Source organism: Butyrivibrio sp. MC2021 (assembly GCF_000621605.1).
Classification (GTDB): Bacteria; Bacillota; Clostridia; order Lachnospirales; family Lachnospiraceae; genus Butyrivibrio.
Genome location: NZ_JHXX01000001.1, coordinates 1280090 through 1301025, shown reverse-complemented (window position 1 = coordinate 1301025; position 20936 = coordinate 1280090). Strand labels below are relative to the sequence as shown.

Annotated in this window: 30 protein-coding genes; 29 read left to right on the top strand and 1 reads right to left on the bottom strand. The window is 43.0% G+C overall.

Annotation, left to right across the window (positions count from 1 at the left end; all coding sequences use genetic code 11):
• The 28 genes from rpsS (at position 1) to T359_RS0105310 (ending at position 16224) form a co-directional block, all read left to right on the top strand.
• Positions 1 to 291, top strand: a complete 291-nt coding sequence (gene rpsS, locus T359_RS0105445; RefSeq protein WP_013280000.1) for a 30S ribosomal protein S19 — start codon at positions 1 to 3, stop codon at positions 289 to 291.
• 28 nt (positions 292 to 319) lie between these two features.
• Positions 320 to 715 (top strand): 50S ribosomal protein L22, encoded by a 396-nt coding sequence (rplV, locus tag T359_RS19430; protein WP_022778092.1) that lies wholly within the window; start codon positions 320 to 322, stop codon positions 713 to 715.
• 19 nt (positions 716 to 734) lie between these two features.
• Positions 735 to 1406, top strand: a complete 672-nt coding sequence (gene rpsC, locus T359_RS0105435) for a 30S ribosomal protein S3 (RefSeq protein WP_022778093.1) — start codon at positions 735 to 737, stop codon at positions 1404 to 1406.
• Positions 1406 to 1843, top strand: a complete 438-nt coding sequence (gene rplP / locus T359_RS0105430; RefSeq protein WP_026516592.1) for a 50S ribosomal protein L16 — start codon at positions 1406 to 1408, stop codon at positions 1841 to 1843. The genes rpsC and rplP overlap by 1 nt, the downstream gene beginning before the upstream one ends.
• On the top strand, positions 1833 to 2036 hold the full coding sequence (rpmC, locus tag T359_RS0105425) for a 50S ribosomal protein L29 (protein ID WP_026516591.1): 204 nt from the start codon (positions 1833 to 1835) through the stop codon (positions 2034 to 2036). Before rplP ends, rpmC begins: the two co-directional genes overlap by 11 nt.
• Before the next feature lie 34 nt (positions 2037 to 2070).
• A complete protein-coding gene (gene rpsQ, locus T359_RS0105420) occupies positions 2071 to 2325 on the top strand; it encodes a 30S ribosomal protein S17 (RefSeq protein WP_013280005.1) in 255 nt (84 codons plus the stop codon).
• Positions 2326 to 2345: 20 nt separating this feature from the next.
• Positions 2346 to 2714: a 50S ribosomal protein L14 gene (gene rplN / locus T359_RS0105415; protein WP_013280006.1), complete on the top strand. Its 369-nt coding sequence runs from the start codon at positions 2346 to 2348 to the stop codon at positions 2712 to 2714.
• 12 nt (positions 2715 to 2726) lie between these two features.
• On the top strand, positions 2727 to 3056 hold the full coding sequence (gene rplX / locus T359_RS0105410; RefSeq protein ID WP_026516590.1) for a 50S ribosomal protein L24: 330 nt from the start codon (positions 2727 to 2729) through the stop codon (positions 3054 to 3056).
• Positions 3057 to 3079: 23 nt separating this feature from the next.
• The gene (gene rplE / locus T359_RS0105405) at positions 3080 to 3619 is read left to right on the top strand and encodes a 50S ribosomal protein L5 (protein ID WP_022778097.1); all 540 of its coding nucleotides are present in this window, start codon (positions 3080 to 3082) and stop codon (positions 3617 to 3619) included.
• A 21-nt stretch (positions 3620 to 3640) separates the two neighbouring features.
• Complete coding sequence (locus tag T359_RS0105400) at positions 3641 to 3826, top strand: type Z 30S ribosomal protein S14 (RefSeq protein WP_022764364.1); 186 nt, start codon at positions 3641 to 3643, stop codon at positions 3824 to 3826.
• A 222-nt stretch (positions 3827 to 4048) separates the two neighbouring features.
• On the top strand, positions 4049 to 4450 hold the full coding sequence (rpsH, locus tag T359_RS0105395; RefSeq protein WP_026516589.1) for a 30S ribosomal protein S8: 402 nt from the start codon (positions 4049 to 4051) through the stop codon (positions 4448 to 4450).
• A gap of 15 nt (positions 4451 to 4465) precedes the next feature.
• A complete protein-coding gene (rplF, locus tag T359_RS0105390) occupies positions 4466 to 5005 on the top strand; it encodes a 50S ribosomal protein L6 (protein WP_026516588.1) in 540 nt (179 codons plus the stop codon).
• Between the two features lie 21 nt (positions 5006 to 5026).
• The gene (rplR, locus tag T359_RS0105385; RefSeq protein WP_026516587.1) at positions 5027 to 5395 is read left to right on the top strand and encodes a 50S ribosomal protein L18; all 369 of its coding nucleotides are present in this window, start codon (positions 5027 to 5029) and stop codon (positions 5393 to 5395) included.
• Positions 5396 to 5413: 18 nt separating this feature from the next.
• The gene (gene rpsE, locus T359_RS0105380; RefSeq protein ID WP_022764367.1) at positions 5414 to 5923 is read left to right on the top strand and encodes a 30S ribosomal protein S5; all 510 of its coding nucleotides are present in this window, start codon (positions 5414 to 5416) and stop codon (positions 5921 to 5923) included.
• 16 nt (positions 5924 to 5939) lie between these two features.
• The gene (rpmD, locus tag T359_RS0105375) at positions 5940 to 6128 is read left to right on the top strand and encodes a 50S ribosomal protein L30 (protein WP_022778101.1); all 189 of its coding nucleotides are present in this window, start codon (positions 5940 to 5942) and stop codon (positions 6126 to 6128) included.
• Between the two features lie 148 nt (positions 6129 to 6276).
• Complete coding sequence (gene rplO / locus T359_RS0105370; protein ID WP_026516586.1) at positions 6277 to 6717, top strand: 50S ribosomal protein L15; 441 nt, start codon at positions 6277 to 6279, stop codon at positions 6715 to 6717.
• Between the two features lie 2 nt (positions 6718 to 6719).
• A complete protein-coding gene (gene secY / locus T359_RS0105365; protein ID WP_026516585.1) occupies positions 6720 to 8039 on the top strand; it encodes a preprotein translocase subunit SecY in 1320 nt (439 codons plus the stop codon).
• A gap of 162 nt (positions 8040 to 8201) precedes the next feature.
• A complete protein-coding gene (locus T359_RS0105360; RefSeq protein WP_026516584.1) occupies positions 8202 to 8846 on the top strand; it encodes an adenylate kinase in 645 nt (214 codons plus the stop codon).
• 15 nt (positions 8847 to 8861) lie between these two features.
• Positions 8862 to 9614, top strand: a complete 753-nt coding sequence (gene map / locus T359_RS0105355; RefSeq protein WP_026516583.1) for a type I methionyl aminopeptidase — start codon at positions 8862 to 8864, stop codon at positions 9612 to 9614.
• Between the two features lie 50 nt (positions 9615 to 9664).
• The gene (infA, locus tag T359_RS0105350) at positions 9665 to 9883 is read left to right on the top strand and encodes a translation initiation factor IF-1 (RefSeq protein ID WP_013280019.1); all 219 of its coding nucleotides are present in this window, start codon (positions 9665 to 9667) and stop codon (positions 9881 to 9883) included.
• Between the two features lie 66 nt (positions 9884 to 9949).
• On the top strand, positions 9950 to 10939 hold the full coding sequence (gene mgrA / locus T359_RS0105345; RefSeq protein WP_026516582.1) for an L-glyceraldehyde 3-phosphate reductase: 990 nt from the start codon (positions 9950 to 9952) through the stop codon (positions 10937 to 10939).
• A gap of 73 nt (positions 10940 to 11012) precedes the next feature.
• Entirely contained in the window at positions 11013 to 12389 is a 1377-nt protein-coding gene (locus T359_RS0105340) for a uracil-xanthine permease family protein (RefSeq protein ID WP_026516581.1), read from the top strand.
• Positions 12390 to 12530: 141 nt separating this feature from the next.
• The gene (gene rpmJ / locus T359_RS0105335) at positions 12531 to 12644 is read left to right on the top strand and encodes a 50S ribosomal protein L36 (RefSeq protein ID WP_013280022.1); all 114 of its coding nucleotides are present in this window, start codon (positions 12531 to 12533) and stop codon (positions 12642 to 12644) included.
• A 217-nt stretch (positions 12645 to 12861) separates the two neighbouring features.
• On the top strand, positions 12862 to 13230 hold the full coding sequence (gene rpsM, locus T359_RS0105330) for a 30S ribosomal protein S13 (protein ID WP_026516580.1): 369 nt from the start codon (positions 12862 to 12864) through the stop codon (positions 13228 to 13230).
• A 99-nt stretch (positions 13231 to 13329) separates the two neighbouring features.
• Positions 13330 to 13737 carry a 30S ribosomal protein S11 gene (gene rpsK / locus T359_RS0105325; RefSeq protein WP_026490013.1) on the top strand — a complete coding sequence of 136 codons (408 nt, stop codon included), beginning with the start codon at positions 13330 to 13332 and terminating at the stop codon, positions 13735 to 13737.
• A 151-nt stretch (positions 13738 to 13888) separates the two neighbouring features.
• The gene (gene rpsD / locus T359_RS0105320) at positions 13889 to 14482 is read left to right on the top strand and encodes a 30S ribosomal protein S4 (RefSeq protein ID WP_026516579.1); all 594 of its coding nucleotides are present in this window, start codon (positions 13889 to 13891) and stop codon (positions 14480 to 14482) included.
• Between the two features lie 72 nt (positions 14483 to 14554).
• Positions 14555 to 15514: a DNA-directed RNA polymerase subunit alpha gene (locus T359_RS0105315; RefSeq protein WP_026516578.1), complete on the top strand. Its 960-nt coding sequence runs from the start codon at positions 14555 to 14557 to the stop codon at positions 15512 to 15514.
• 173 nt (positions 15515 to 15687) lie between these two features.
• Positions 15688 to 16224: a bL17 family ribosomal protein gene (locus tag T359_RS0105310; protein ID WP_026516577.1), complete on the top strand. Its 537-nt coding sequence runs from the start codon at positions 15688 to 15690 to the stop codon at positions 16222 to 16224.
• 98 nt (positions 16225 to 16322) lie between these two features.
• Here the strand turns inward: T359_RS0105310 and T359_RS22075 are convergent, their stop codons facing one another.
• The gene (locus T359_RS22075; RefSeq protein ID WP_026516576.1) at positions 16323 to 17240 is read right to left on the bottom strand and encodes a M15 family metallopeptidase; all 918 of its coding nucleotides are present in this window, start codon (positions 17238 to 17240) and stop codon (positions 16323 to 16325) included.
• Between the two features lie 173 nt (positions 17241 to 17413).
• Here T359_RS22075 and T359_RS21330 point away from each other — a divergent pair, with 173 nt between their 5' ends.
• Complete coding sequence (locus T359_RS21330) at positions 17414 to 20890, top strand: EAL domain-containing protein (RefSeq protein ID WP_026516575.1); 3477 nt, start codon at positions 17414 to 17416, stop codon at positions 20888 to 20890.
• Positions 20891 to 20936 lie beyond the last annotated feature (46 nt).

The following is a 20936-nucleotide window of genomic DNA, read 5'->3' as shown; positions in this document are numbered from 1 at the left end:
ATGTCTAGATCACTTAAAAAGGGACCTTTTGCAGACGCAAGCCTGCTTAAGAAGATAGATGCTATGAACGCAGAGGGCCAGAAGCAGATAGTTAAGACCTGGTCACGTCGTTCTACAATTTTCCCGTCTTTTGTTGGACACACAATCGCTGTTCATGACGGAAGAAAGCATATTCCTGTATATGTTACTGAAGATATGGTTGGACACAAGCTCGGTGAGTTTGTTCCTACAAGAACATTCAGAGGACATGCTGGAAATTCTCCTGCAGAGAGAAAGAGCAGCGTAAACTAATATTTGTTCGACGAAAGGAGGTTAATCCATGGAAAACGAGATCAAGCATAGATCAAAAATTAAAAGAGACAGAAATCGTGACAATAAAGAAACAAGACCTTTTGCTAAGTTATCTTATGCAAGAATACCAGTTCAGAAGGCATGCTTTGTCATGGATGCTATCAGAGGAAAGGATGTTGAGACTGCACTTGCAATCCTCGCATACAATCCAAGATATGCTTCAAGCGTAATCTACAAGCTTCTTAACAGCGCAGTAGCTAACGCTGAGAACAACAAGGGCATGAACAGAGCAAATCTTTACATTGCTGAGTGCACTGCAAGCAATGGCCCTATCATGAAGAGAATTCAGCCTAGAGCACAGGGCAGAGCTTACAGAATTAACAAGAGAATGAGTCATCTGACTGTTATTTTGGACGAGAGATAATTGAAAGGAGAAGCACAAAATGGGACAGAAAGTTAATCCTCATGGTCTCAGAGTTGGTGTAATCGCTGACTGGGATTCCAAGTGGTATGCTGAATCTGGCGATTTTGCCAATAATCTTGTAGAAGATTACAATATCAGAAAATTTCTGAAGAAGAAATTATACGCAGCTGGTGTTTCTAAGATCGAGATCGAGAGAGCATCAGACAGAGTTAAGGTTATCGTTTACACAGCTAAGCCCGGTGTTGTTATCGGTAAGGGCGGTGCTGAGATCGAAGTAACCAAGAAAGAGCTTTCTAAGCTCACAGACAAGAAAGTTCTTGTTGATATCAAAGAGATCAAGAAGCCCGATAAGGATGCACAGCTTGTTGCAGAGAACATCGCTCAGCAGCTTGAGAACCGTGTATCATTCAGAAGAGCAATGAAGTCCTGCATGAGCAGAACAATGAAGACAGATGCCCTTGGTATCAAGGCATGCTGCTCAGGCCGTCTCGGTGGTGCTGATATCGCTCGTTCAGAGTTCTACAGTGAGGGAACTATTCCTCTTCAGACACTTAGAGCTGATATCGATTATGGTTTTGCAGAAGCAGATACAACCTACGGTAAGGTTGGTGTAAAGGTATGGATCTACAAGGGTGAAGTACTTCCAACCAAAGCAGGTGAGAATTCAGATAAGGAAGGGAGCGATAAATAATGTTAATGCCAAAGAGAGTTAAGCACCGCAAGCAGTTCCGCGGTTCAATGGCTCATAAAATCACTCGTGGTAACAAAATTAGTTATGGTGAGTACGGAATTGTTGCGCTTGAGCCTTGCTGGATCAATTCAAACCAGATTGAGGCAGCCCGTGTAGCTATGACACGTTTCATCAAGCGTGGTGGTCAGGTTTGGATCAAAATCTTCCCTGACAAGCCTATCACTTTAAAGCCTCTTGGAACACGTATGGGTTCCGGTAAGGGTGCAACTGATAGATGGGTAGCTGTTGTTAAGCCCGGTCGTGTAATGTTCGAGATCGGTGGTGTTGCCGAAGCCGATGCGAGAGAAGCTCTTCGTCTTGCGACTCACAAGCTTCCTTGCAGATGCAAGATCGTATCTAAGGCTGATTTGGAAGGCGGTGTATCTAATGAAAACTAATAAGTATGTAGAAGAGCTTATGGCTAAGTCAGCCGAGGAGCTTCAGACAGAGCTTGTTTCAGCTAAGAAGGAGCTTTTCAACCTTAAGTTCCAGAACGCTACAAACCAGTTGGATAATACAGCAAGAATCAAAGAAGTAAGAAGAAATATTGCAAGAATCCAGACTGTTATGACACAGAATGCTAAGGCTTGAGCCTTAACCTTGACTTTATAAAGGAGAATTAACCGTGGAAAGAAATTTAAGAAAAACGCGTGTTGGTAAAGTAACAAGCGATAAGATGGACAAGACCATCACAGTTTCCATTGAGGACCATGTTAAGCATCCTCTTTACAAGAAGATCGTAAAGAGAACATATAAGCTTAAGGCTCATGACGAGAACAATGAGTGCCGTATTGGTGACACAGTTAAGGTCATGGAGACAAAGCCAATCTCCAAAGATAAGAGATGGAGACTTGTATCCATTATTGAACGTGCAAAGTAATTCAAAAAAGGAGAAATATCATGATTCAGCAGGAAAGTAGACTGAAGGTCGCTGATAACACAGGTGCTAAAGAGCTTCTTACAATCCGTGTTATGGGTGGATCTACAAGAAGATATGCGAGAATCGGCGACACAATCGTTGCTTCTGTTAAAGAAGCAACACCCGGTGGAGTTGTAAAGAAGGGTGATGTTGTAAAGGCTGTTGTCGTTCGTACTGTAAAAGAGACACGTCGTAAGGACGGTTCCTACATCAGATTTGATGAGAACGCTGCTGTTGTTATCAATGAAGATGGTACGCCAAAGGGAACACGTATTTTTGGACCCGTAGCCAGAGAGCTTCGTGAGAAGAAATTCATGAAGATTCTTTCTCTTGCTCCGGAAGTATTATAAGGAGGCGCCCATATGTCAACAAGTAAGATCAAGAAGGGTGATATGGTTAAGGTTATCGCCGGTGGTGAGATCAACAAGGAAGGCAAAGTACTTTCAGTTGATACAAAGAACGGAAAGGTAGTCGTTGAGGGAGTTAACAAAGCTATCCATCACGAGAAGCCTTCTGCAAAGAATCCTAACGGCGGTATTGTAGAGCGCGAAGCTGCTCTCGATATCTCAAACGTTATGTTACTTCATAACGGACAGCCTACCAAGGTCGGATTCAAAGTTGAAAAGGACGAGAATGGTAAGGTTGTAAAGAAGAACCGCATCGCAAAGAAGACCGGTGAGGTTATCGACTAATTTCAGGAAGGAGGTAAATAACGTTGAGTAGATATAAGGATTTATACAAGAACGAGATCGTTGATGCTATGACAAAGAAGTTCGGTTACAAGAACGTAATGGAAGTTCCTAAGCTCGACAAGATCGTTATCAATATGGGCGTTGGAGAGGCTAAGGAGAATGCTAAGCTTCTTGAGAATGCCGCTAATGATATGGCTATTATTTCTGGTCAGAAGCCTGTAATCACAAAGGCTAAGAAGTCAATCGCTAACTTCAAACTTAGAGAGGGTATGCCTATCGGATGTAAGGTTACTCTTCGTGGCGACAAGATGTACGATTTCCTTGATCGTCTCGTAAACCTTGCACTTCCTCGTGTACGTGACTTCAGAGGAATCAATCCTAACGCATTTGATGGCAGAGGAAACTATGCTCTTGGTATCAAGGAGCAGCTCATCTTCCCTGAGATCGAGTACGATAAGATTGACAAGACAAGAGGTATGGACATCATTTTCACAACAACAGCTAAGACAGACGAGGAGGCTCGTGAGCTTCTTACTCTGTTCAATATGCCTTTTGCAAAGTAATAATAGGAGGGAAAAAAACACATGGCTAAATTATCCATGAAGTTAAAACAGCAGATGAAACCAAAGTTCTCTACACGTGCATACAACCGTTGTAAGATCTGCGGTCGTCCTCATGCTTATCTTAGAAAGTACGGAATCTGCAGAATTTGCTTCCGTGAGCTTGCATACAAGGGCGAAATTCCTGGTGTTAGAAAAGCATCTTGGTAAAACTAATCGCTTAGCGAGGTTTTTTCGAGCTTAGCGTACTAGTTTGTTCTGGCGAGGGCTTTGCCCGAGATCAGAACATCCTTGTGACTTGGATGGGAGTCACAAGATATATTAGTTTCAATCAATGAGGGCATCTGCCCTCGGTACATTGCGGCTTCGTGTCTCTGCTCAATTCGGGGAGTAGTAAGGCGAAGCAATAATAATTAAGGAGGCAATTTTAAAATGGCAATGAACGATCCTATTGCAGATATGCTTACAAGAATCCGTAACGCAAACACTGCAAAACATGACACTGTAGATGTTCCTTCTTCAAAGATGAAGCTTGCAATCGCAAACATTCTTCTCGAGGAAGGTTATATTAAGAAGCTTGATGTTGTTGAGGATGGCGCTTTCAAGACTCTTCACATCACTCTTAAGTATGGTGCAGACAGAAACGATAAGGTTATTACAGGCCTTAAGAGAATCTCTAAGCCTGGTCTTCGTGTATACGCAGGCAAGGATGAGCTTCCCAGAGTATTAGGTGGTCTTGGTATTGCAATTCTTTCAACTAACCAGGGCGTTGTAACTGATAAAAAAGCAAGAGAGCTCCAGGTTGGTGGCGAAGTTCTTGCATTCATTTGGTAAATTGGAGGTACGGGCATGTCACGAATTGGAAAAATGCCAATCGCAGTTCCTGCTGGTGTAACAGTAGAAGTTGCAGAAAATAATAAGGTGACTGTAAAGGGACCTAAGGGTACCCTTACAAGAGTTTTCCCTGCAGAGATTCTTTTCGAGCAGGGCGACGGTCAGATCGAAGTTAAGAGACCTGACGATCAGAAGAAGACAAGAGCTTTACACGGCCTTTCAAGAAGCCTTCTCAACAACATGGTTGTTGGTGTAACAGATGGTTTCGAGAAGAAGCTTGAGGTAAACGGTGTAGGTTACAGGGCTGCTAAGAATGGCAAGACACTCTCTCTTACACTTGGTTACTCACATCCTGTAGAATTGGAAGATCCTGAAGGAATCGAGACAGTTGTAGAGGGACAGGTAATCACAGTTAAGGGTATCGACAAAGAGGCGGTTGGCCAGCACGCTGCAATCATCAGAGAGAAGAGAGCTCCAGAGCCTTACAAGGGCAAGGGAATCAAGTATGCTGATGAGGTTATCAAGCGTAAGGTTGGTAAGACCGGTAAGAAATAATTAAGATAAGGAGAGTGCAAAATGGTTAGTAAGGAATCAAGACAGAAAATTCGTGTTAAAAAGCACATGAAGATTCGTAATCGTTTCAGCGGTACAGCTGAGAGACCACGTTTAGCAGTATTTAGAAGCAATAATCACGTGTATGCACAGATTATTGATGATGTTGCCGGCAAGACACTTGTATCTGCTTCAACTCTTGAAAAAGATATCAAGGCTGAGCTTAAGAATACAGACGACATTGAGGCTGCAACAAAGGTAGGAGACGTTGTTGCAAAGAGAGCTCTTGAGAAGGGCATCAAGGCTGTTGTATTCGACAGAGGCGGTTATATTTACCACGGCAAGGTTAAGGCTGTTGCCGAGGCTGCCAGAGAAGCTGGCTTGGAATTCTAAGAAGGGAGAACACACAAAATGAAGCGTAATATCGTTGATGCAAGTCAGCTCGAATTGACAGATAAAGTTGTAACCATCAAGCGTGTTACTAAGGTTGTTAAGGGTGGACGTAACATGAAGTTCACTGCACTTGTAGTAGTAGGTGACAACAATGGACACGTTGGTGTAGGTCTTGGAAAGTCTACTGAAATTCCGGATGCTATCCGTAAGGGTAAGGAAGACGCTACAAAGAACCTTATCACTGTTCCTCTTGATGAGAACAACTCTATCACACATGATTTTATCGGTAAGTTCGGTTCTGCTGAAGTATTACTTAAGAGATCACCTGAAGGAACTGGTATCATCGCCGGTGGTCCCGCTCGTTCAGTATGTGAGCTTGCAGGAATCAGAAACATCAGAACAAAGTCACTTGGTTCAAACAACAAGCAGAATGTTGTTTATGCTACAATCAATGGCCTTGCTCAGTTAAAGACACCTGAAGAAGTAGCAGCAAAGCGCGGTAAGTCAGTAGCAGAAGTAACCGCATAATAAAAGGAGAAAATCAATGGCAAACGAGAAGAAGCTTAAGATCACATTGGTTAAGTCCACAATTGGAGCTGTTCCTAAGCAGGTAGCTACCGTAAAATCAATGGGATTCAAGAAACTTAACAGTTCTGTTGAACTTCCTGACAACTCTGCAACAAGAGGTCAGATTCAGCAGATCAGACACCTTGTAAAGGTTGAAGAGATCTAATATCGTTTTGGTACAAAATTAACGGTATCAGAAAATTTTTGTAAATAAAATTTCATCCGGGGCTGTTCGAAGTGTATGCAAGTGGTGTATAATAATATATGTGCTGCGTTGAGCATCACAAGCCCCGGCATCTATAAGGAGGAATATCATGGAATTATCCAACTTAAGACCTGCTGAGGGTTCTGTACAGAGCGATAATTTTAGAAGAGGTCGTGGCCATGGTTCAGGAAATGGCAAGACCGCTGGTAAGGGTCACAAGGGTCAGAAGGCTCGTTCAGGAGCACCAAGACCTGGTTTCGAAGGTGGCCAGATGCCACTGTTCAGAAGACTTCCTAAGAGAGGCTTCAAGAACATCAACCATAAGAATATCGTAGGTATCAATGTAAGCGCACTTGAAGTATTTGATAACGGAGCAGTTGTCGATGTTCAGGCACTCAAGGACCAGGGTATCATCAAGAAGGAACTTGACGGTGTTAAGATCCTCGGCAACGGAGAATTTACTAAGAAGCTTACGGTTAAAGCTAATGCGTTCAGCGCATCTGCTAAGGAGAAGATCGAGGCTCTTGGTGGAACAACAGAGGTGATCTAATAATGTTTAAGTCCCTAATGAATGCATTAAAAGTCAAAGAATTAAGAGTAAAGATCCTTTTCACAATTGCGATGCTCGCAGTTATAAGACTTGGATCAGCAGTACCGGTACCTGGTATGAATGTATCAGTGTTCCAGAATTGGTTTAAGAGCCTTTCTAGCAGCGATTCTTTTGGCTTCATGGATCGATTCACCGGTGGATCATTTGAGAATATGTCAATTCTGGCACTCAATATCACACCGTACATTACTTCATCCATTATTATCCAGCTTCTCACAATTGCTATTCCCAAGTTTGAAGAGTGGCAGAGAGATGGTGAGGATGGAAGAAAGAAGCTTACAGCTCTCACAAGATATGTGACTGTAGCTCTCGCTTTGATCGAATCCATTGCAATGGCGATTGGTTTCTACAGAAACCAGGGCTTCCTGTCAGAGCAGTCTATCTTCCTGGTAATTCAGGTTGTTGTAGCTCTTACAGCCGGCAGTGCATTCCTGATGTGGATTGGTGAAAGAATCACAGAAAATGGGGTTGGAAACGGTATATCTATTGTTCTGACTATCAACATTCTTTCAAGAATGCCGTCAGATTTCAAAGCGCTTTACGATCAGTTCGTAAGCGGCAAGCCTATTGCAAGGGGAGTTGTATCAGGTTTGATTATTATTGCAGTAGTTGTTGCAATGGTAGTAATGGTTGTTCTTCTTAACGGCGCTGAGCGCAGAATTCCTGTTCAGTATGCTAAGAAGATTCAGGGAAGAAAGACTTACGGCGGAAACCGTTCTGAGATTCCTCTGAAGGTTAATACCGCAGGCGTTATGCCTATCATCTTTGCAATGTCACTGTTCCAGTTCCCTATTATAATCACACAGCTTGTTGGTTATAAAGGAACAGGTTTCTGGGGCAAGTTCGTTGCATATTTGAATCAGAGCAACTGGTGCAATCCAAATCACTGGGAGTACTCAATTGGCTTAGTGGTTTACATTTTGTTACTTATCTTCTTTGCTTACTTCTATACATCAATCACTTTCAATCCGATCGAGATTGCTGAGAACATGAAGAAGCAGGGCGGATTTATCCCTGGTATCAGACCTGGTAAGCCTACCAGCGAGTACCTTAACAACATTCTGAACTACATCATTTTCATTGGAGCATGCGGACTCACCATTATCGGTGTTCTTCCTATCTTGTTCAATGGTGTGTTCGGAGCTAAGGTTTCATTCGGTGGCACCAGCCTTATCATCGTAGTTAGCGTAATTCTTGAGACAATCAAGCAGATTGAGTCTCAGATGCTCGTTAGAAACTACAAGGGATTCCTTGAAGATTAATCTTTAAGACTTTATAGGTTTCAGGATTTGCATTTGCAGCTCCTGAAACCTTTTTCTTTTGCGTAAAAGTAGCAATCTTTCTCTTTTTCAATGCTAATGTTTGTGATAACATTAGTAGTTGAGAGGTTTTACAAAAACACTTAGGAGAAGGAAAAAAGTAAAATGAAAATTATTATGTTGGGTGCACCAGGTGCAGGAAAAGGAACACAGGCTCAGATGATTGCGGAGAAGTTTGGCATTCCCCACATCTCAACAGGAGACATCTTCAGAGCCAACATCAAGAACGGAACAGAACTTGGCAAGAAGGCGAAGGAGTTCATGGACAAGGGACTTCTTGTTCCCGATGAGCTTACCGTTGAGCTTCTTCTTGACAGAGTAGCCAATGAGGATTGCAAGAACGGATATGTACTTGACGGATTCCCAAGAACTATACCACAGGCAGATGTTCTTGACAGCGAGCTTACCAAGCTTGGAGACAAGGTTGATTTTGCTATCAACGTAGATGTTCCCGATGAGAACATTGTTCGCAGAATGTCAGGAAGAAGAGCATGCCTTAAGTGCGGTGCAACTTATCATATTGAACACATTCCTCCAAAGACTGAGGGAATATGTGATAAATGCGGCAGCGAGCTTGTTTTGAGAGCAGATGACAAGCCCGAGACCGTTCAGAACAGATTATCAGTATATCATGAGCAGACACAGCCGCTCATCGAGTATTATGAGAAAAAGGGCATCTTAAAGACCGTTGACGGTACTCAGGATATGCAGGATGTATTTAATGCAATCGTGGATATTTTAAACGCGTAAATTTCGGTATTTTATATGGCTATAACTATTAAAACTGATGAAGAATTGGAGCTGATGCGACAGTCCGGGCATCTTTTGGCTAAGGTTCATGATGAACTTCATGCTGCACTCAGACCCGGCATTTCAACTCTTGAACTGGATGAGATCGGTGAGAAGACCATTCGGGCCTTGGGCGGAATTCCCAATTGTAAGAATTATGAAGGATTTCCGGCATCCGTTTGTATCTCGGTGAATGATGAAGTGGTTCATGGAATCCCCAGTGCCGACCGTATACTTCAGGAGGGCGATATCGTCACCTTTGATACGGGGCTTATTTACAAGGGATACCACTCAGATGCCGCCAGAACATGGGGCGTGGGCAAGATAAGCGATGAGGCTCAGAAGCTTATAGATGTGACCAGAGAGAGCTTTTTTGAAGGTATCAAAAAGGCGAAGGCAGGCCACAGGCTTCATGAGATATCCAATGCTATCGACGCTTATATCAAACCACATGGATACGGCATAGTCAGAGAACTGACGGGGCATGGAATTGGAACAAGCCTTCATGAGGAGCCCAATGTGCCGAATTTCAGGCAATGGAGAAGAGGCGTCAAGTTGCAAAAGGGCATGACGATCTGTGTAGAGCCTATGATCACAATGGGGCAGCGTTATGTAGGCTGGCTCGATGATGATTGGACAGTGGTTACTGTAGACGGATCCATTGCAGCGCACTATGAAAATACAATTGCCATTACCGATGGTGAACCGGAGATATTGACAATAATCTGAGCATAGGATATTATGCTATTCGGGTTTTTGATTAGATTAAGGAGGAAAAAATGTCAAAGGCTGATGTAATTGAAATTGAAGGAAAAGTAATCGAGAAACTTCCAAACACTATGTTCCAGGTTGAGCTTGAGAACGGACATGTTGTACTTGCACATATCAGTGGCAAGCTTAGACAGAATTTCATCAGAATTCTGCCTGGTGATAAAGTTACACTAGAACTGTCACCTTATGATCTTACCAAGGGCAGAATTATTTGGAGAGATAAATAATTTGTTTACAGAGACTGTATGAGATATTAATTCCCATACAGTCTTTTTTTGTGAAAGGGGTTATATATGTATACAGCAGATGCTAAAAGATATGACAAGATGCAGTACAACAGATGCGGCAAAAGCGGACTTATGCTTCCTGCGGTATCACTGGGGCTATGGCACAATTTTGGAAGCGTAAATAATTACGACAACATGGTGGACATGTGCCGTACTGCCTTCGACAACGGTATCACACATTTTGACCTGGCCAACAATTATGGACCGGAACCGGGGAGCGCTGAGATCAACTTTGGGAAAATACTGAAGGATGATCTTGGGGCATACAGGGATGAGCTTATTATATCCACCAAGGCAGGATATGATATGTGGCCTGGGCCATACGGTAACTGGGGAAGCCGCAAGTACCTTATTGCCAGTCTGGATCAGTCCTTAAAGAGGATGGGACTTGAATATGTGGATATTTTCTACCACCACAGGATGGATCCCAATACACCTCTTGAGGAGACCATGGGAGCTCTTTCTCAGATAGTAAAAAGCGGCAAGGCGCTTTATGTGGGACTATCCAATTATGACGGACCTACTCTGGAGAAGGCTACTGCAATCCTTGAAGATCTGAAGGTTCCGTTTATTATCAATCAGAACAGATACAATATTTTTGACAGAACTATTGAAAAGAATGGTTTGAAGGAGAAGGCAAAGGAGCTTGGAAAGGGAATTATCTGTTTTTCACCGCTTGCACAGGGGATTCTGACAGACAGATATCTGAAGGGCATCCCGGAGGACAGCAGAGTTCGCACTTCAGGGCAGTTCCTTAGGGAGAGTCAGATCACCGATGATAAGATTCAGAAGGTGGCAGCTCTTAATGAACTTGCTGCAAAGAGGGGGCAGACCCTGGCTGAGATGGCTCTTGCCTGGATATTAAAAGACGGATATGTGACTTCTGTCCTTATAGGCGCATCTAAGCCTGTGCAGATTCTGGATAATATAAAGGCAACAGAAAATATTGTATTTACTGAGGAAGAGATTCGTCTCATAGACAGTATTTCCTGTTAAATCATGATATAATTCCCACGAGGTGGGGAGCTATATAAACATTATTAAATTATTTAATTAATTGGAGGAAAGTATGGGAGAAAAAAGTAAGGCTATTTATGATGCAACAACACTGGGGAAACCTAAAATGGCGCTGTTGGGATTACAGCACATGTTTGCTATGTTTGGAGCAACAATTCTTGTTCCTATCCTGGTAAATGGTTATTTTAACGGTGAGGGCCTGTCAGTTCAGGTTACACTGTTATTTGCAGGAATTGGAACACTTCTGTTTCATCTTTGTTCAAAATTCAAGGTTCCGGCTTTTCTGGGATCATCATTTGCTTTTCTTGGTGGCTTTGCCACAGTTGCTAATCTGAATACAGGTAAATTCGAAGGAATGTCCTATGGCGAGAAGCTGCCCTATGCCTGTGGCGGTATTGTGGTGGCAGGACTTCTTTATCTTGTGCTTGCGCTTGTTATCAAGCTCGTTGGAGTAAAGAAGGTTATGCATTTCCTTCCCCCTGTAGTAACCGGACCTATCATTATCTGTATCGGTCTTTCGCTGGCACCTTCAGCTGTTAGCAATGCATCAGCTAACTGGTTTCTGGCATTTGTGGCACTGGCAGTTGTAATTGCCTTCAACATCTGGGGCAAGGGCATGTTCAGAATCATCCCTATTCTTATGGGTGTGGTTATTTCTTATGCAGTAGCACTGGTTCTTCAGTTTGCAGGCTTCACCAATGCTGACGGAAGCGCCATCATCAATTTTGCACCTATTGCTTCAGCAAGCTGGGTTGGACTTCCACCCTTTGTTATTGCAAAGTTCGACATTACAGCAATCCTTGTTATGGCACCAATCGCCATCGCTACAATGATGGAGCATGTAGGTGATATCTCAGCTATTTCAGCAACAACAGACAAGAACTTCATTGAGGAGCCCGGTCTTCACAGAACACTTCTCGGGGACGGTCTTGCAACAGCTCTTGCAGGAATGTTCGGCGGTCCTGCCAATACTACATACGGCGAAAACACAGGTGTTCTTGAGCTTTCAAAGGTTTATGATCCAAAGGTTGTTCGTATCGCAGCTGTATACGCAATCGTGATAAGCTTCATTCCCAAGATAGCTGATGTGATCGGAACAATGCCTACAGCCATCATAGGCGGTATCAGCTTCGTTCTTTACGGAATGATCTCTGCTATCGGCGTAAGAAACGTAGTTGAGAACAAGGTAGACTTCACAAAGTCAAGAAATCTCATCGTTGCAGCCGTTATCCTGGTATCAGGCCTCGGCTTCTCAGATGGCATCACATTTACAATCGCAGGTACATCAATAACCCTTACATCACTGGCTATTGCTGCACTTCTCGGAATTGTGTTAAATGCGATCCTTCCCGGAAATGACTACGACTTCGGCGTTAATCACCAGGGAGATATCAACAGAGGCGTTAGCTTCAACAATAAGGTTTCATAAAAAATATTCGAAATTATGTAAAAAGCGGTTGCGTATTGAATGACATTGTGCTATGATGTTAAATGGTCTTTTTAGAAGGAGGGGATTTTATGCCCTTCTTTAGGCATTAAAAGCTGTTTACCATGCAGGAAAGGAGTAACGATGAAAGTAAGGTCTTCTGTTAAGCCTATGTGCGAGAAGTGCAAGGTTATTAAGAGAAAGGGCGTTATCAGAGTTATCTGTGACAACCCTAAGCACAAACAGAGACAGGGTTAATTCGAGCCGTTTTCGGATTACTTTTTGATACCAATGTGTATTGGAAAGATCGGATTATACTTTGTCCGATTGGGTCGCGGACGTTGACCCCAATCAAACAAGTAACATAAGTGAGATAGGAAATCTCTGATTTCCGTGATCGAACTTAGTTCTGGCGAAGGCTTTAGCCTGAGAGCAGAACTTCATTATTCATTTTTTAGATTTGGAGGAATTTTAAATGGCTCGTATTGCAGGTGTAGATTTACCTAGAGATAAGCGAGTAGAAATCGGTTTGACATACATCTACGGAATCGGTAGAACAAGCTCAAACAAGATTCTCGAGGCAGCAAAAGTAAGCCCGGACACACGTGTTCGTGATCTTACAGACGAAGAAGTAAAGAGAATTGCCGAGATCATCGGTAACGACTACGAAGTAGAAGGTGACCTTAGAAGAGAAGTTGCCATGAACATCAAGAGACTCACAGAGATCGGATGCTTCAGAGGTATGCGTCACAGAAGAGGACTTCCTTGCCGTGGTCAGAGAACTAAGACAAACGCAAGAACAAGAAAAGGACCAAAGAGAACAATCGCTAACAAGAAGAAGTAATTCTTTTCCAAAGCTTTTGTATCATATGAGCTTGTGCATGGCAGGCTTAGAAGTAACATTATAACTAGTATTTATAGGAAGAAAGTAGGTTAGTTTAAAATGGCAAATCAGAAATCATCAGCTGCTAAGAAGGCAGCTGCAAAGAAGCGTGTCAAGAAAAACGTTGAACACGGACAGGCACACATCCAGTCATCTTTCAATAACACAATCGTTACATTGACAGATGCTGCAGGAAACGCTCTTAGCTGGGCAAGTGCCGGCGGTCTGGGATTTAAGGGTTCAAGGAAATCTACTCCTTATGCTGCACAGGTAGCTGCAGAGACAGCAACTAAGGCTGCTCTTATTCATGGCCTTAAGACTGTTGATGTATTCGTTAAGGGACCCGGATCAGGAAGAGAAGCTGCAATCAGAGCTCTTGCTGCAAGTGGTCTTACAGTTACATCTATCACAGACGTAACACCTGTACCTCATAACGGATGCCGCCCACCTAAGCGTCGTAGAGTATAATCTGGTTTTCAGATTTATTCACAGCATCGAGTTACATGTGCATATATATTTTATGATATTAACTCGTTGGACGAAGGTGCAATTTTTTAAAGCATTGTAAACAACATCAGATATCAACAGGATATCTGAGAAAAAGAAAGGAGCCAACAAAATGGCAGTAAACAGAGTTCCCGTATTAAAAAGATGCAGATCACTTGATCTTGATCCAACTTTCCTTGGATATGACAAGAAGTCTAAGAGAACATCAGCTAGAGCTGGTAAGAAGATGAGCGAGTACGGACTTCAGCTCCGCGAGAAGCAGAAGGCTAAGTTCATCTATGGCGTTCTTGAGAAGCCTTTCAGAAACTACTATGAGAGAGCCGACAGAATGAAGGGTCAGACAGGTACAAACCTTATGACAATTCTTGAGACAAGACTTGACAACGTAGTATTCAGAATGGGATTCGCTAGAACAAGAAGAGAGGCTAGACAGGTAGTTCTTCACAAGTTCGTAACTGTTAACGGCAAGGTTATCAACATCCCTTCATACCTTATCAAGGCTGGCGACGTTATCGAAATTAAGGAAGCAGCTAAGAACATCCAGAGATTCAAGGATATTTCCGAGATCACTGCTGGCAGACTCGTTCCTGAGTGGCTTGATGTTAACAAGGAAAACCTTCAGGGTACAGTAAAGGAACTTCCTTCAAGAGAAGTTATCGACGTTCCTGTAGACGAAATGCTTATCGTCGAGTTGTATTCTAAGTAATAAATATAGAATTGCGTTGCAATTTTGTGTTAAAATTAACTTGTTAACTATTCACTTAAGGAGGGTATATCAGTGTTTGATTTTGAAAGACCAAATATTGAAGTTGCTGAAATTTCAGATGATAAGAAATATGGTAAATTCGTAGTTGAGCCTCTTGAGAGAGGTTACGGTATTACACTGGGCAATTCCCTTCGTAGGATTATGCTCTCTTCATTACCTGGAGCAGCAGTAAGTCAGGTCAAAATCGAAGGCGTACTGCATGAATTCAGTTCTATCCCCGGAGTTAAAGAGGATGTTACTGAGATCATCATGAATATCAAGAACCTTTCTATCAAGAATTCTTCTGATACAAACGAGCCTAAGACTGCATACATTGAGTTCAACGGCGAGGGCGTTGTAAAGGCATCAGATATTCAGGTTGACCAGGATATAGAGATCATGAATCCTGATCAGGTTATCGCTACACTTTCCGGCAAGGATGCTAAGCTCTACATGGAGCTCACCATCACTAAGGGAAGAGGTTATGTAAGCTCTGATAAGAACAAGTCCGGCGATCTTCCAATCGGAGTAATCGCTATCGATTCTATCTACACTCCTGTAGAGAGAGTAAATGTAACTGTAGAGAATACTCGTGTAGGTCAGGTTACTGACTTTGACAAATTAACACTTGATGTTCACACTGACGGAACACTTGCTCCTGACGAGGCTGTAAGCCTTGCAGCAAAGGTTCTTAGTGAGCACTTAAGCCTCTTCATCGATCTTTCCGAGAATGCTAAGACTGCAGAAGTTATGGTAGAGAAGGAAGATGATGAGAAGGGCAAGGTTCTCGAGATGTCTATCGATGAGCTTGAACTTTCGGTTCGTTCATTCAACTGCCTCAAGAGAGCCGGTATTAATACCGTTCAGGAACTTGCTAACAAGACTCCTGACGATATGATGAAGGTTCGTAATCTTGGACGTAAGTCCTTAGAGGAAGTTCTTGCAAAGCTTGACGAGCTTGGACTTTCACTTAGACAGGATGGCGAGCAGTAAATCTTATCAATAATTTACTTTATGATATATCCGCGGAGGGTAAATCCGATGCGTACCGAAGCGGATTCTCATGGTGAAGCTATTAAAATCAGCATCTGAGAAGTAAGGCCAATGAGCATTTTCGGATGTACCACAGCAGGGGGAACCCTGCAGATGAGAAAGGAATTAAAACAATGGCAATGTACAGAAAGCTTGGAAAAGCTACAAAACCCAGAAGAGCACTTCTTCGTAACCAGGTAACAGCACTTCTTTACAACGGAAAGATCGTTACCACAGAGGCAAGAGCTAAGGAAATCAAGAAGATCGTAGAGCCTATGATCACTCTTGCAGCTAAGGAAAAGGATAACTTCGAGACTCTTACAGTTGATTGCAAGGTTCCTGAGAAGGACAAAGACGGCAAGAGAGTAAAGGAAGTTGTAGACGGCAAGAAGGTTACAAAGTATACAACTGTTAAGAAGGAAATCAAGAAGGATCTTCCTTCAAGAATGCACGCAAGAAGACAGCTTCTTAAGACTCTTTACCCTGTAACTGAGGTTCCTACTGAGAAGGCAGGAAGAAAGAGAAACACTAAGGAAGTTGACCTTGTAGCTAAGCTGTTCGATGAGTATGGCCCTAAGTACGCTGATCGTAAGGGTGGTTACACCAGAATGATCAAGATCGGCCAGAGAAAAGGCGACGCAGCTATGATGGTTGTTCTGGAGCTTGTGTGAGCAACGAGCCACGCCAGATAAAATAACAAAGAGAGAGTTTAAGAATGCTTGCATTCTATAAACTCTCTCTTTTTATTTTAGTTGATGCGGCTCGTTGCTCACTTCTTCTCGAAGTGCTGGTAATCTTTTACACTATTCCAATTGCCGCCCCAGCTAAAGCCGTGTTCCTTAAAGAGCTTGTAAGCCAGATCGTTCTCATCGATCTTATAAGGAAAAGCAGCTGTTCTGTCTTCATATTGCCTGCTTCCCTCAGGTGATACCTTGGTGGTGCCGTCATTGTTGTAGGTGATATAGGGGTTATAGAATGGATTTAAGTCAATGGCAAGACCGTAAGCGTGATTGGAAAGCCTTGTGGTTCCGTCCACAACTCTGTAATTGAAGCAGGAAGTGTTATTGGCTTCCATTGAAGCGGTATCGTCGCCACCAAACTCATCTATGAGCTTTATTTTTTCTATCTGATACCCATTCTGATACAGCTCACAGAAGATCTCTATCACATCCTCAGCAATCTTTTTGTTGCAGATCATCTCACCGGTCTGTGTATTTCCCTCAAAATCGTTATACAAAAGCGAACAATATCTCAGGTCCTCAAGACTGATATTATCGTTTTCCACATAGGATATACCGGTTATTCGGGCTATAACCTCATCTGACAGAGGCTCATAGTAGAAATTATCCATATATGTCACCCTTTCAGGACTATTGGCAGGAGCTTCCGGCTCAGTTGACACAGCCGATGCGGAAAGAGAGGAATCCTCCGTGGCTGCCGAAGATGCCTCGATAGCGGATTCTCCGGGTGATTCGAAAGATGAGACGTCAGCTGAACTCATATCAGAAGTAGCTATTTCTGCAGATGAGGCTTCTGAACTTGCAACCACAGAAGCTTCCGGTTCCGTTGCTTTTTTCTTCCCATATTCCTCCAGGGTCTCTCCCCGGGCCATAACTCTGGCTGCAATGGCAACCACAACTATCAGCCCCAGTAGTAAGGCCAATTCTTTGAATATATTCTTTTTCATACTTATCCCCAGTAAATAATTGTTTTATATGAAGATTTTATCACAAGTACAGGTTATAAATTTTTAATATTTAAGAAATTGAAGGATTAACGATAAACCGATAAAATATTATTGTGGATTAATGTGAAGAAGTAGGCTCGCCAATAGGTGTACAGGAATATGTGGAGAGTTATATGCCGATATACAGTTATAGTGACATCGAACAAAAATTAATAGAAAACAGCCTGATTCCGTTTGCTGTCTTTCAGTTCTGTGAGGGGAAGATAGTTACTATTGCTGTGACAAAGGGCCTTAGTGCACTGTTTGAATATGAGAGCCTTGAGGAAACCTATGAAGGGATGAATAACGATTTATTCAGGAACTGTCATCCTGATGATCTTACCAGGCTGAAGGATATGCTAAAAAGACTGTCTATAGATACGGACGAAGTTAAAACTATCTATAGATATAAGCTGGGTGAAGAATACAGAGTTTTCCGTTTTCACGGTGTGAATATCTACAAGGAGGGCGGCATACGCCTGATTAACGGATGGTTTGCTGATGAAGGCACCTACGTGGAAGGGGATGACACAGATACATATTCAAACACTATTTCTAAAGCTGTCAGGGAAAGAACAAAGCTTCATTTCTTCAATTACGATTACCTGACAGGCCTTCCCAACATGGGTTATTTCTTTGAACTGGCAAAAAACGGAAGTGAAGAGATCCTTAAGTCAGGAGAAAAGCCATGTGTACTGTTCTTTGACCTTTGCGGAATGAAGACTTATAACCAGAAATTTGGATTTGCTGAGGGTGATAAGCTTCTTATCGAGTTTTCCAGGATGATAGCCAAAAAGTTTGGGGCAGACAACTGCGGAAGATTCGGCGGAGATCATTTCTGTGCATATACCGGTGAAATTGGCCTGGATAAAGCACTGGATGAAATTCTGGAGGAGTCTAAGTGGATAAATGGCGGGCAGAATCTGCCGGTTAGAATCGGCGTATATAAATATATCGGAGAACTGGTGAACCCAAGTATCGCCTGTGACAGGGCAAAAAGAGCCTGTGACGCCGTAAGAAGCAGCTATTTTTCCTGCGTCAGCTATTTCGATGAGGAGATGCTGAAGGCTGCTGAGGAAAGAGAATATGTTATCACAAATATAGACAATGCCTTGGAGAATGGATGGATAAAGGTATATCATCAGCCAATTATCCGTACAGCCAATGGCAGGGTATCCGATGAGGAAGCTCTTGCCAGGTGGGACGATCCGGTCAGGGGAATGATCAGTCCCGGTGTATTTATCCCTGTCCTTGAGGATGCCAAGATCATATACAAACTGGATCTTTTTGTGGCAAAAGAGATCATAAAAAAGATGAAAGAGCAGATTGCGAGAGGGATATATGTGGTGCCTGAATCTGTTAATATCTCCAGAGCGGATTTCAATATCTGTGATATCGTTGAAGAAATAGCCAAGCTGGTGGATGAATCCGGGATTGGCAGGGATAAGCTTACCATTGAAATTACCGAGAGCGGCGTAGCTGCTGATGTGGACTATATAAAGGGGCAGATTGAACGCTTCCATGAGCTGGGCTTTAAGGTATGGATGGATGATTACGGCAGCGGTTATTCTTCGCCTGAGATCCTTCAGGAGATCCCTTTTGATACCATCAAGCTTGATATGAATTTCATGAGGAAATTTGACAAGGGGGATTCCTGTAAGATCATCGTAACTGAGCTGGTTAAGATGGCGGGGGCCCTTGGAATAGAGACGGTGGCGGAAGGCGTTGAGACCGTGGAGCAGGTGGAGTTCCTGAAGGAGATAGGCTGTACCAAGATCCAGGGTTATCACTTCTGCCAGCCCATATCCATTGAAACACTTTTTGACCGCTATGCAACCGGCAAGCAGATCGGCTTTGAGAATCCCGATGAGTCGGATTATTACACCACCATCGGTAAAATAAGTTTGTATGATCTTCATATGTCCGCCGAGGGCGATGAGGATATGTTAGGCAACTATTTTGATACCATGCCCATGGCTATCATGGAGACCAGCGACACAGATATGTGGCTTGTCCGGGCCAATAAGCCCTATAAGGACTTTTTTTCTAAAAACTTCGGAGGCTACGATATGAATGGAGTGGCTAATCTTGAAGTTATGAAAAAGATGCGTGGCTCCGCCTTTAGTAAGGCTATAGTCCAGTGCGGCAAGGATGGAAGAAGGATTATCATCGATGAAAGAGGTATTGATGGCACCATTTTGCACATTTTTATCAGAAGAGTTGCCATTAATCCGGTGACAGGCGTAAGGGCCATTGCTGTAGCTATTTTGGGAATAAATGAGGACAGGGGCGCTGAGGAGCTTACTTATACCTATATTGCCCAGGCATTGTCCTCTGACTGTATGAACCTGTACTATGTTGACCTTGATACGGAAAAGTACATTGAGTACAGCTCCGGTGACGAATATGATGACCTGGCCATCGAGGAGCACGGAACCGACTTCTTCGAAAAAGTAAGACAGGGTGCAATGTTCAGCATCTATGAGGAAGACAGGGACTTTTTCCTTGAGAGCTTTACCAAGGAAAAGGTTGAAAAAACATTGGCTGAAGAGGGCACATACACGCTGTCCTACAGGTATCTTATGGACGGAGAGCCTGTTTACGTCCACATGAAGATTGTGCGTATCAAGATGAAGGGCAACAGCATCATCATCGGTGTCAGCAATATAAACACTCAGATGAAGGAGCAGGAGGCCATGGAGAGGGTTAAGGAAGAGAACCTGACATACTCAAGGCTCTCGGTTCTTGCAGAAAACTTCATCTCTATTTTCGTTGTAAATCCGGAAACCGACCATTACATCAGATGTGCTTCGAACCATGAATTGGATGAGTACACCATCGGAATGGAGGGTGATAATTTCTTTGAACGCTTTGTAGAATCCAGGAAGAAGTTTGTATACCTGGAGGATCTTGATTATGCCCTGAGCCAGCTCACCAGGGAAAATATCTTTAAGTCGATCGAGGATAATGGCGTATTTATGGTGAATTACAGGATCTTTATAAATAATGAGATCAGATACTGTAAGATAAAGGCGGCTTTTGCCGAAGAAAAGGGTGGCAGGCAGCTTATCTTTGGCATCAGTGATATAACAGATGAGGTTCTTCATGAGCAGGAGGTTGAGCAGAAGCTCATTCGAGCAAGAAATGAAGCCAATGTGGATGTACTCACCGGCGTTAAGAACAAGCATGCATATGATAACATGGAGAAGCAGATCAACAAGATGATAAAAGATGGTGCGGCTCCCGAATTTGCACTGGTGGTTCTTGATATCAACGGCCTTAAGGCTGTTAACGACACCTTTGGACATCAGGCCGGCGACGAATTTATCAAGAAGGGCTGCAGCATTATCTGCGACGTATTCAGACACTGCCCTGTTTTCAGAGTGGGCGGCGACGAATTTGTGGTTGTTATCCAGGGCAGAAGCTACAAGCACATCGATAAGATAATGCAGTTCTGGGAAAAGACCATTCAGGAGAGCATTGACAATAACAGCGTGGTTATCGCAGCGGGAATGGCCAGGTTTACAGACGATAAAGAGGTCAAAACCGTTTTTGCCAAGGCGGATGCGCTTATGTATGAGAACAAAAAGGCTCTTAAAAATGCGGGCTGAATAAATGCATAAAGAATTCAAATAGATTTAAAAGCGGCGTAATCTT

Excerpts from the sequence above, each read along its gene's own strand:
- rpsD (WP_026516579.1), top strand. The coding sequence starts at position 13,889 with ATGGCAGTAAACAGAGTTCCCGTATTAAAAAGATGCAGATCACTTGAT.
- rpsC (WP_022778093.1), top strand. The coding sequence starts at position 735 with ATGGGACAGAAAGTTAATCCTCATGGTCTCAGAGTTGGTGTAATCGCT.
- rpsM (WP_026516580.1), top strand. The coding sequence starts at position 12,862 with ATGGCTCGTATTGCAGGTGTAGATTTACCTAGAGATAAGCGAGTAGAA.
- T359_RS0105400 (WP_022764364.1), top strand. The coding sequence starts at position 3,641 with ATGGCTAAATTATCCATGAAGTTAAAACAGCAGATGAAACCAAAGTTC.
- rpsS (WP_013280000.1), top strand. The coding sequence starts at position 1 with ATGTCTAGATCACTTAAAAAGGGACCTTTTGCAGACGCAAGCCTGCTT.
- T359_RS21330 (WP_026516575.1), top strand. The coding sequence starts at position 17,414 with ATGCCGATATACAGTTATAGTGACATCGAACAAAAATTAATAGAAAAC.
- rplN (WP_013280006.1), top strand. The coding sequence starts at position 2,346 with ATGATTCAGCAGGAAAGTAGACTGAAGGTCGCTGATAACACAGGTGCT.
- rplP (WP_026516592.1), top strand. The coding sequence starts at position 1,406 with ATGTTAATGCCAAAGAGAGTTAAGCACCGCAAGCAGTTCCGCGGTTCA.
- secY (WP_026516585.1), top strand. The coding sequence starts at position 6,720 with ATGTTTAAGTCCCTAATGAATGCATTAAAAGTCAAAGAATTAAGAGTA.
- rplR (WP_026516587.1), top strand. The coding sequence starts at position 5,027 with ATGGTTAGTAAGGAATCAAGACAGAAAATTCGTGTTAAAAAGCACATG.
- rpmD (WP_022778101.1), top strand. The coding sequence starts at position 5,940 with ATGGCAAACGAGAAGAAGCTTAAGATCACATTGGTTAAGTCCACAATT.
- rpsE (WP_022764367.1), top strand. The coding sequence starts at position 5,414 with ATGAAGCGTAATATCGTTGATGCAAGTCAGCTCGAATTGACAGATAAA.
- T359_RS22075 (WP_026516576.1), bottom strand. The coding sequence starts at position 17,240 with ATGAAAAAGAATATATTCAAAGAATTGGCCTTACTACTGGGGCTGATA.
- infA (WP_013280019.1), top strand. The coding sequence starts at position 9,665 with ATGTCAAAGGCTGATGTAATTGAAATTGAAGGAAAAGTAATCGAGAAA.
- rpmJ (WP_013280022.1), top strand. The coding sequence starts at position 12,531 with ATGAAAGTAAGGTCTTCTGTTAAGCCTATGTGCGAGAAGTGCAAGGTT.
- rplF (WP_026516588.1), top strand. The coding sequence starts at position 4,466 with ATGTCACGAATTGGAAAAATGCCAATCGCAGTTCCTGCTGGTGTAACA.
- rplX (WP_026516590.1), top strand. The coding sequence starts at position 2,727 with ATGTCAACAAGTAAGATCAAGAAGGGTGATATGGTTAAGGTTATCGCC.
- rpsH (WP_026516589.1), top strand. The coding sequence starts at position 4,049 with ATGGCAATGAACGATCCTATTGCAGATATGCTTACAAGAATCCGTAAC.
- map (WP_026516583.1), top strand. The coding sequence starts at position 8,862 with ATGGCTATAACTATTAAAACTGATGAAGAATTGGAGCTGATGCGACAG.
- T359_RS0105310 (WP_026516577.1), top strand. The coding sequence starts at position 15,688 with ATGGCAATGTACAGAAAGCTTGGAAAAGCTACAAAACCCAGAAGAGCA.
- T359_RS0105340 (WP_026516581.1), top strand. The coding sequence starts at position 11,013 with ATGGGAGAAAAAAGTAAGGCTATTTATGATGCAACAACACTGGGGAAA.
- rplV (WP_022778092.1), top strand. The coding sequence starts at position 320 with ATGGAAAACGAGATCAAGCATAGATCAAAAATTAAAAGAGACAGAAAT.
- mgrA (WP_026516582.1), top strand. The coding sequence starts at position 9,950 with ATGTATACAGCAGATGCTAAAAGATATGACAAGATGCAGTACAACAGA.
- rplO (WP_026516586.1), top strand. The coding sequence starts at position 6,277 with ATGGAATTATCCAACTTAAGACCTGCTGAGGGTTCTGTACAGAGCGAT.
- rpmC (WP_026516591.1), top strand. The coding sequence starts at position 1,833 with ATGAAAACTAATAAGTATGTAGAAGAGCTTATGGCTAAGTCAGCCGAG.
- rpsK (WP_026490013.1), top strand. The coding sequence starts at position 13,330 with ATGGCAAATCAGAAATCATCAGCTGCTAAGAAGGCAGCTGCAAAGAAG.
- T359_RS0105360 (WP_026516584.1), top strand. The coding sequence starts at position 8,202 with ATGAAAATTATTATGTTGGGTGCACCAGGTGCAGGAAAAGGAACACAG.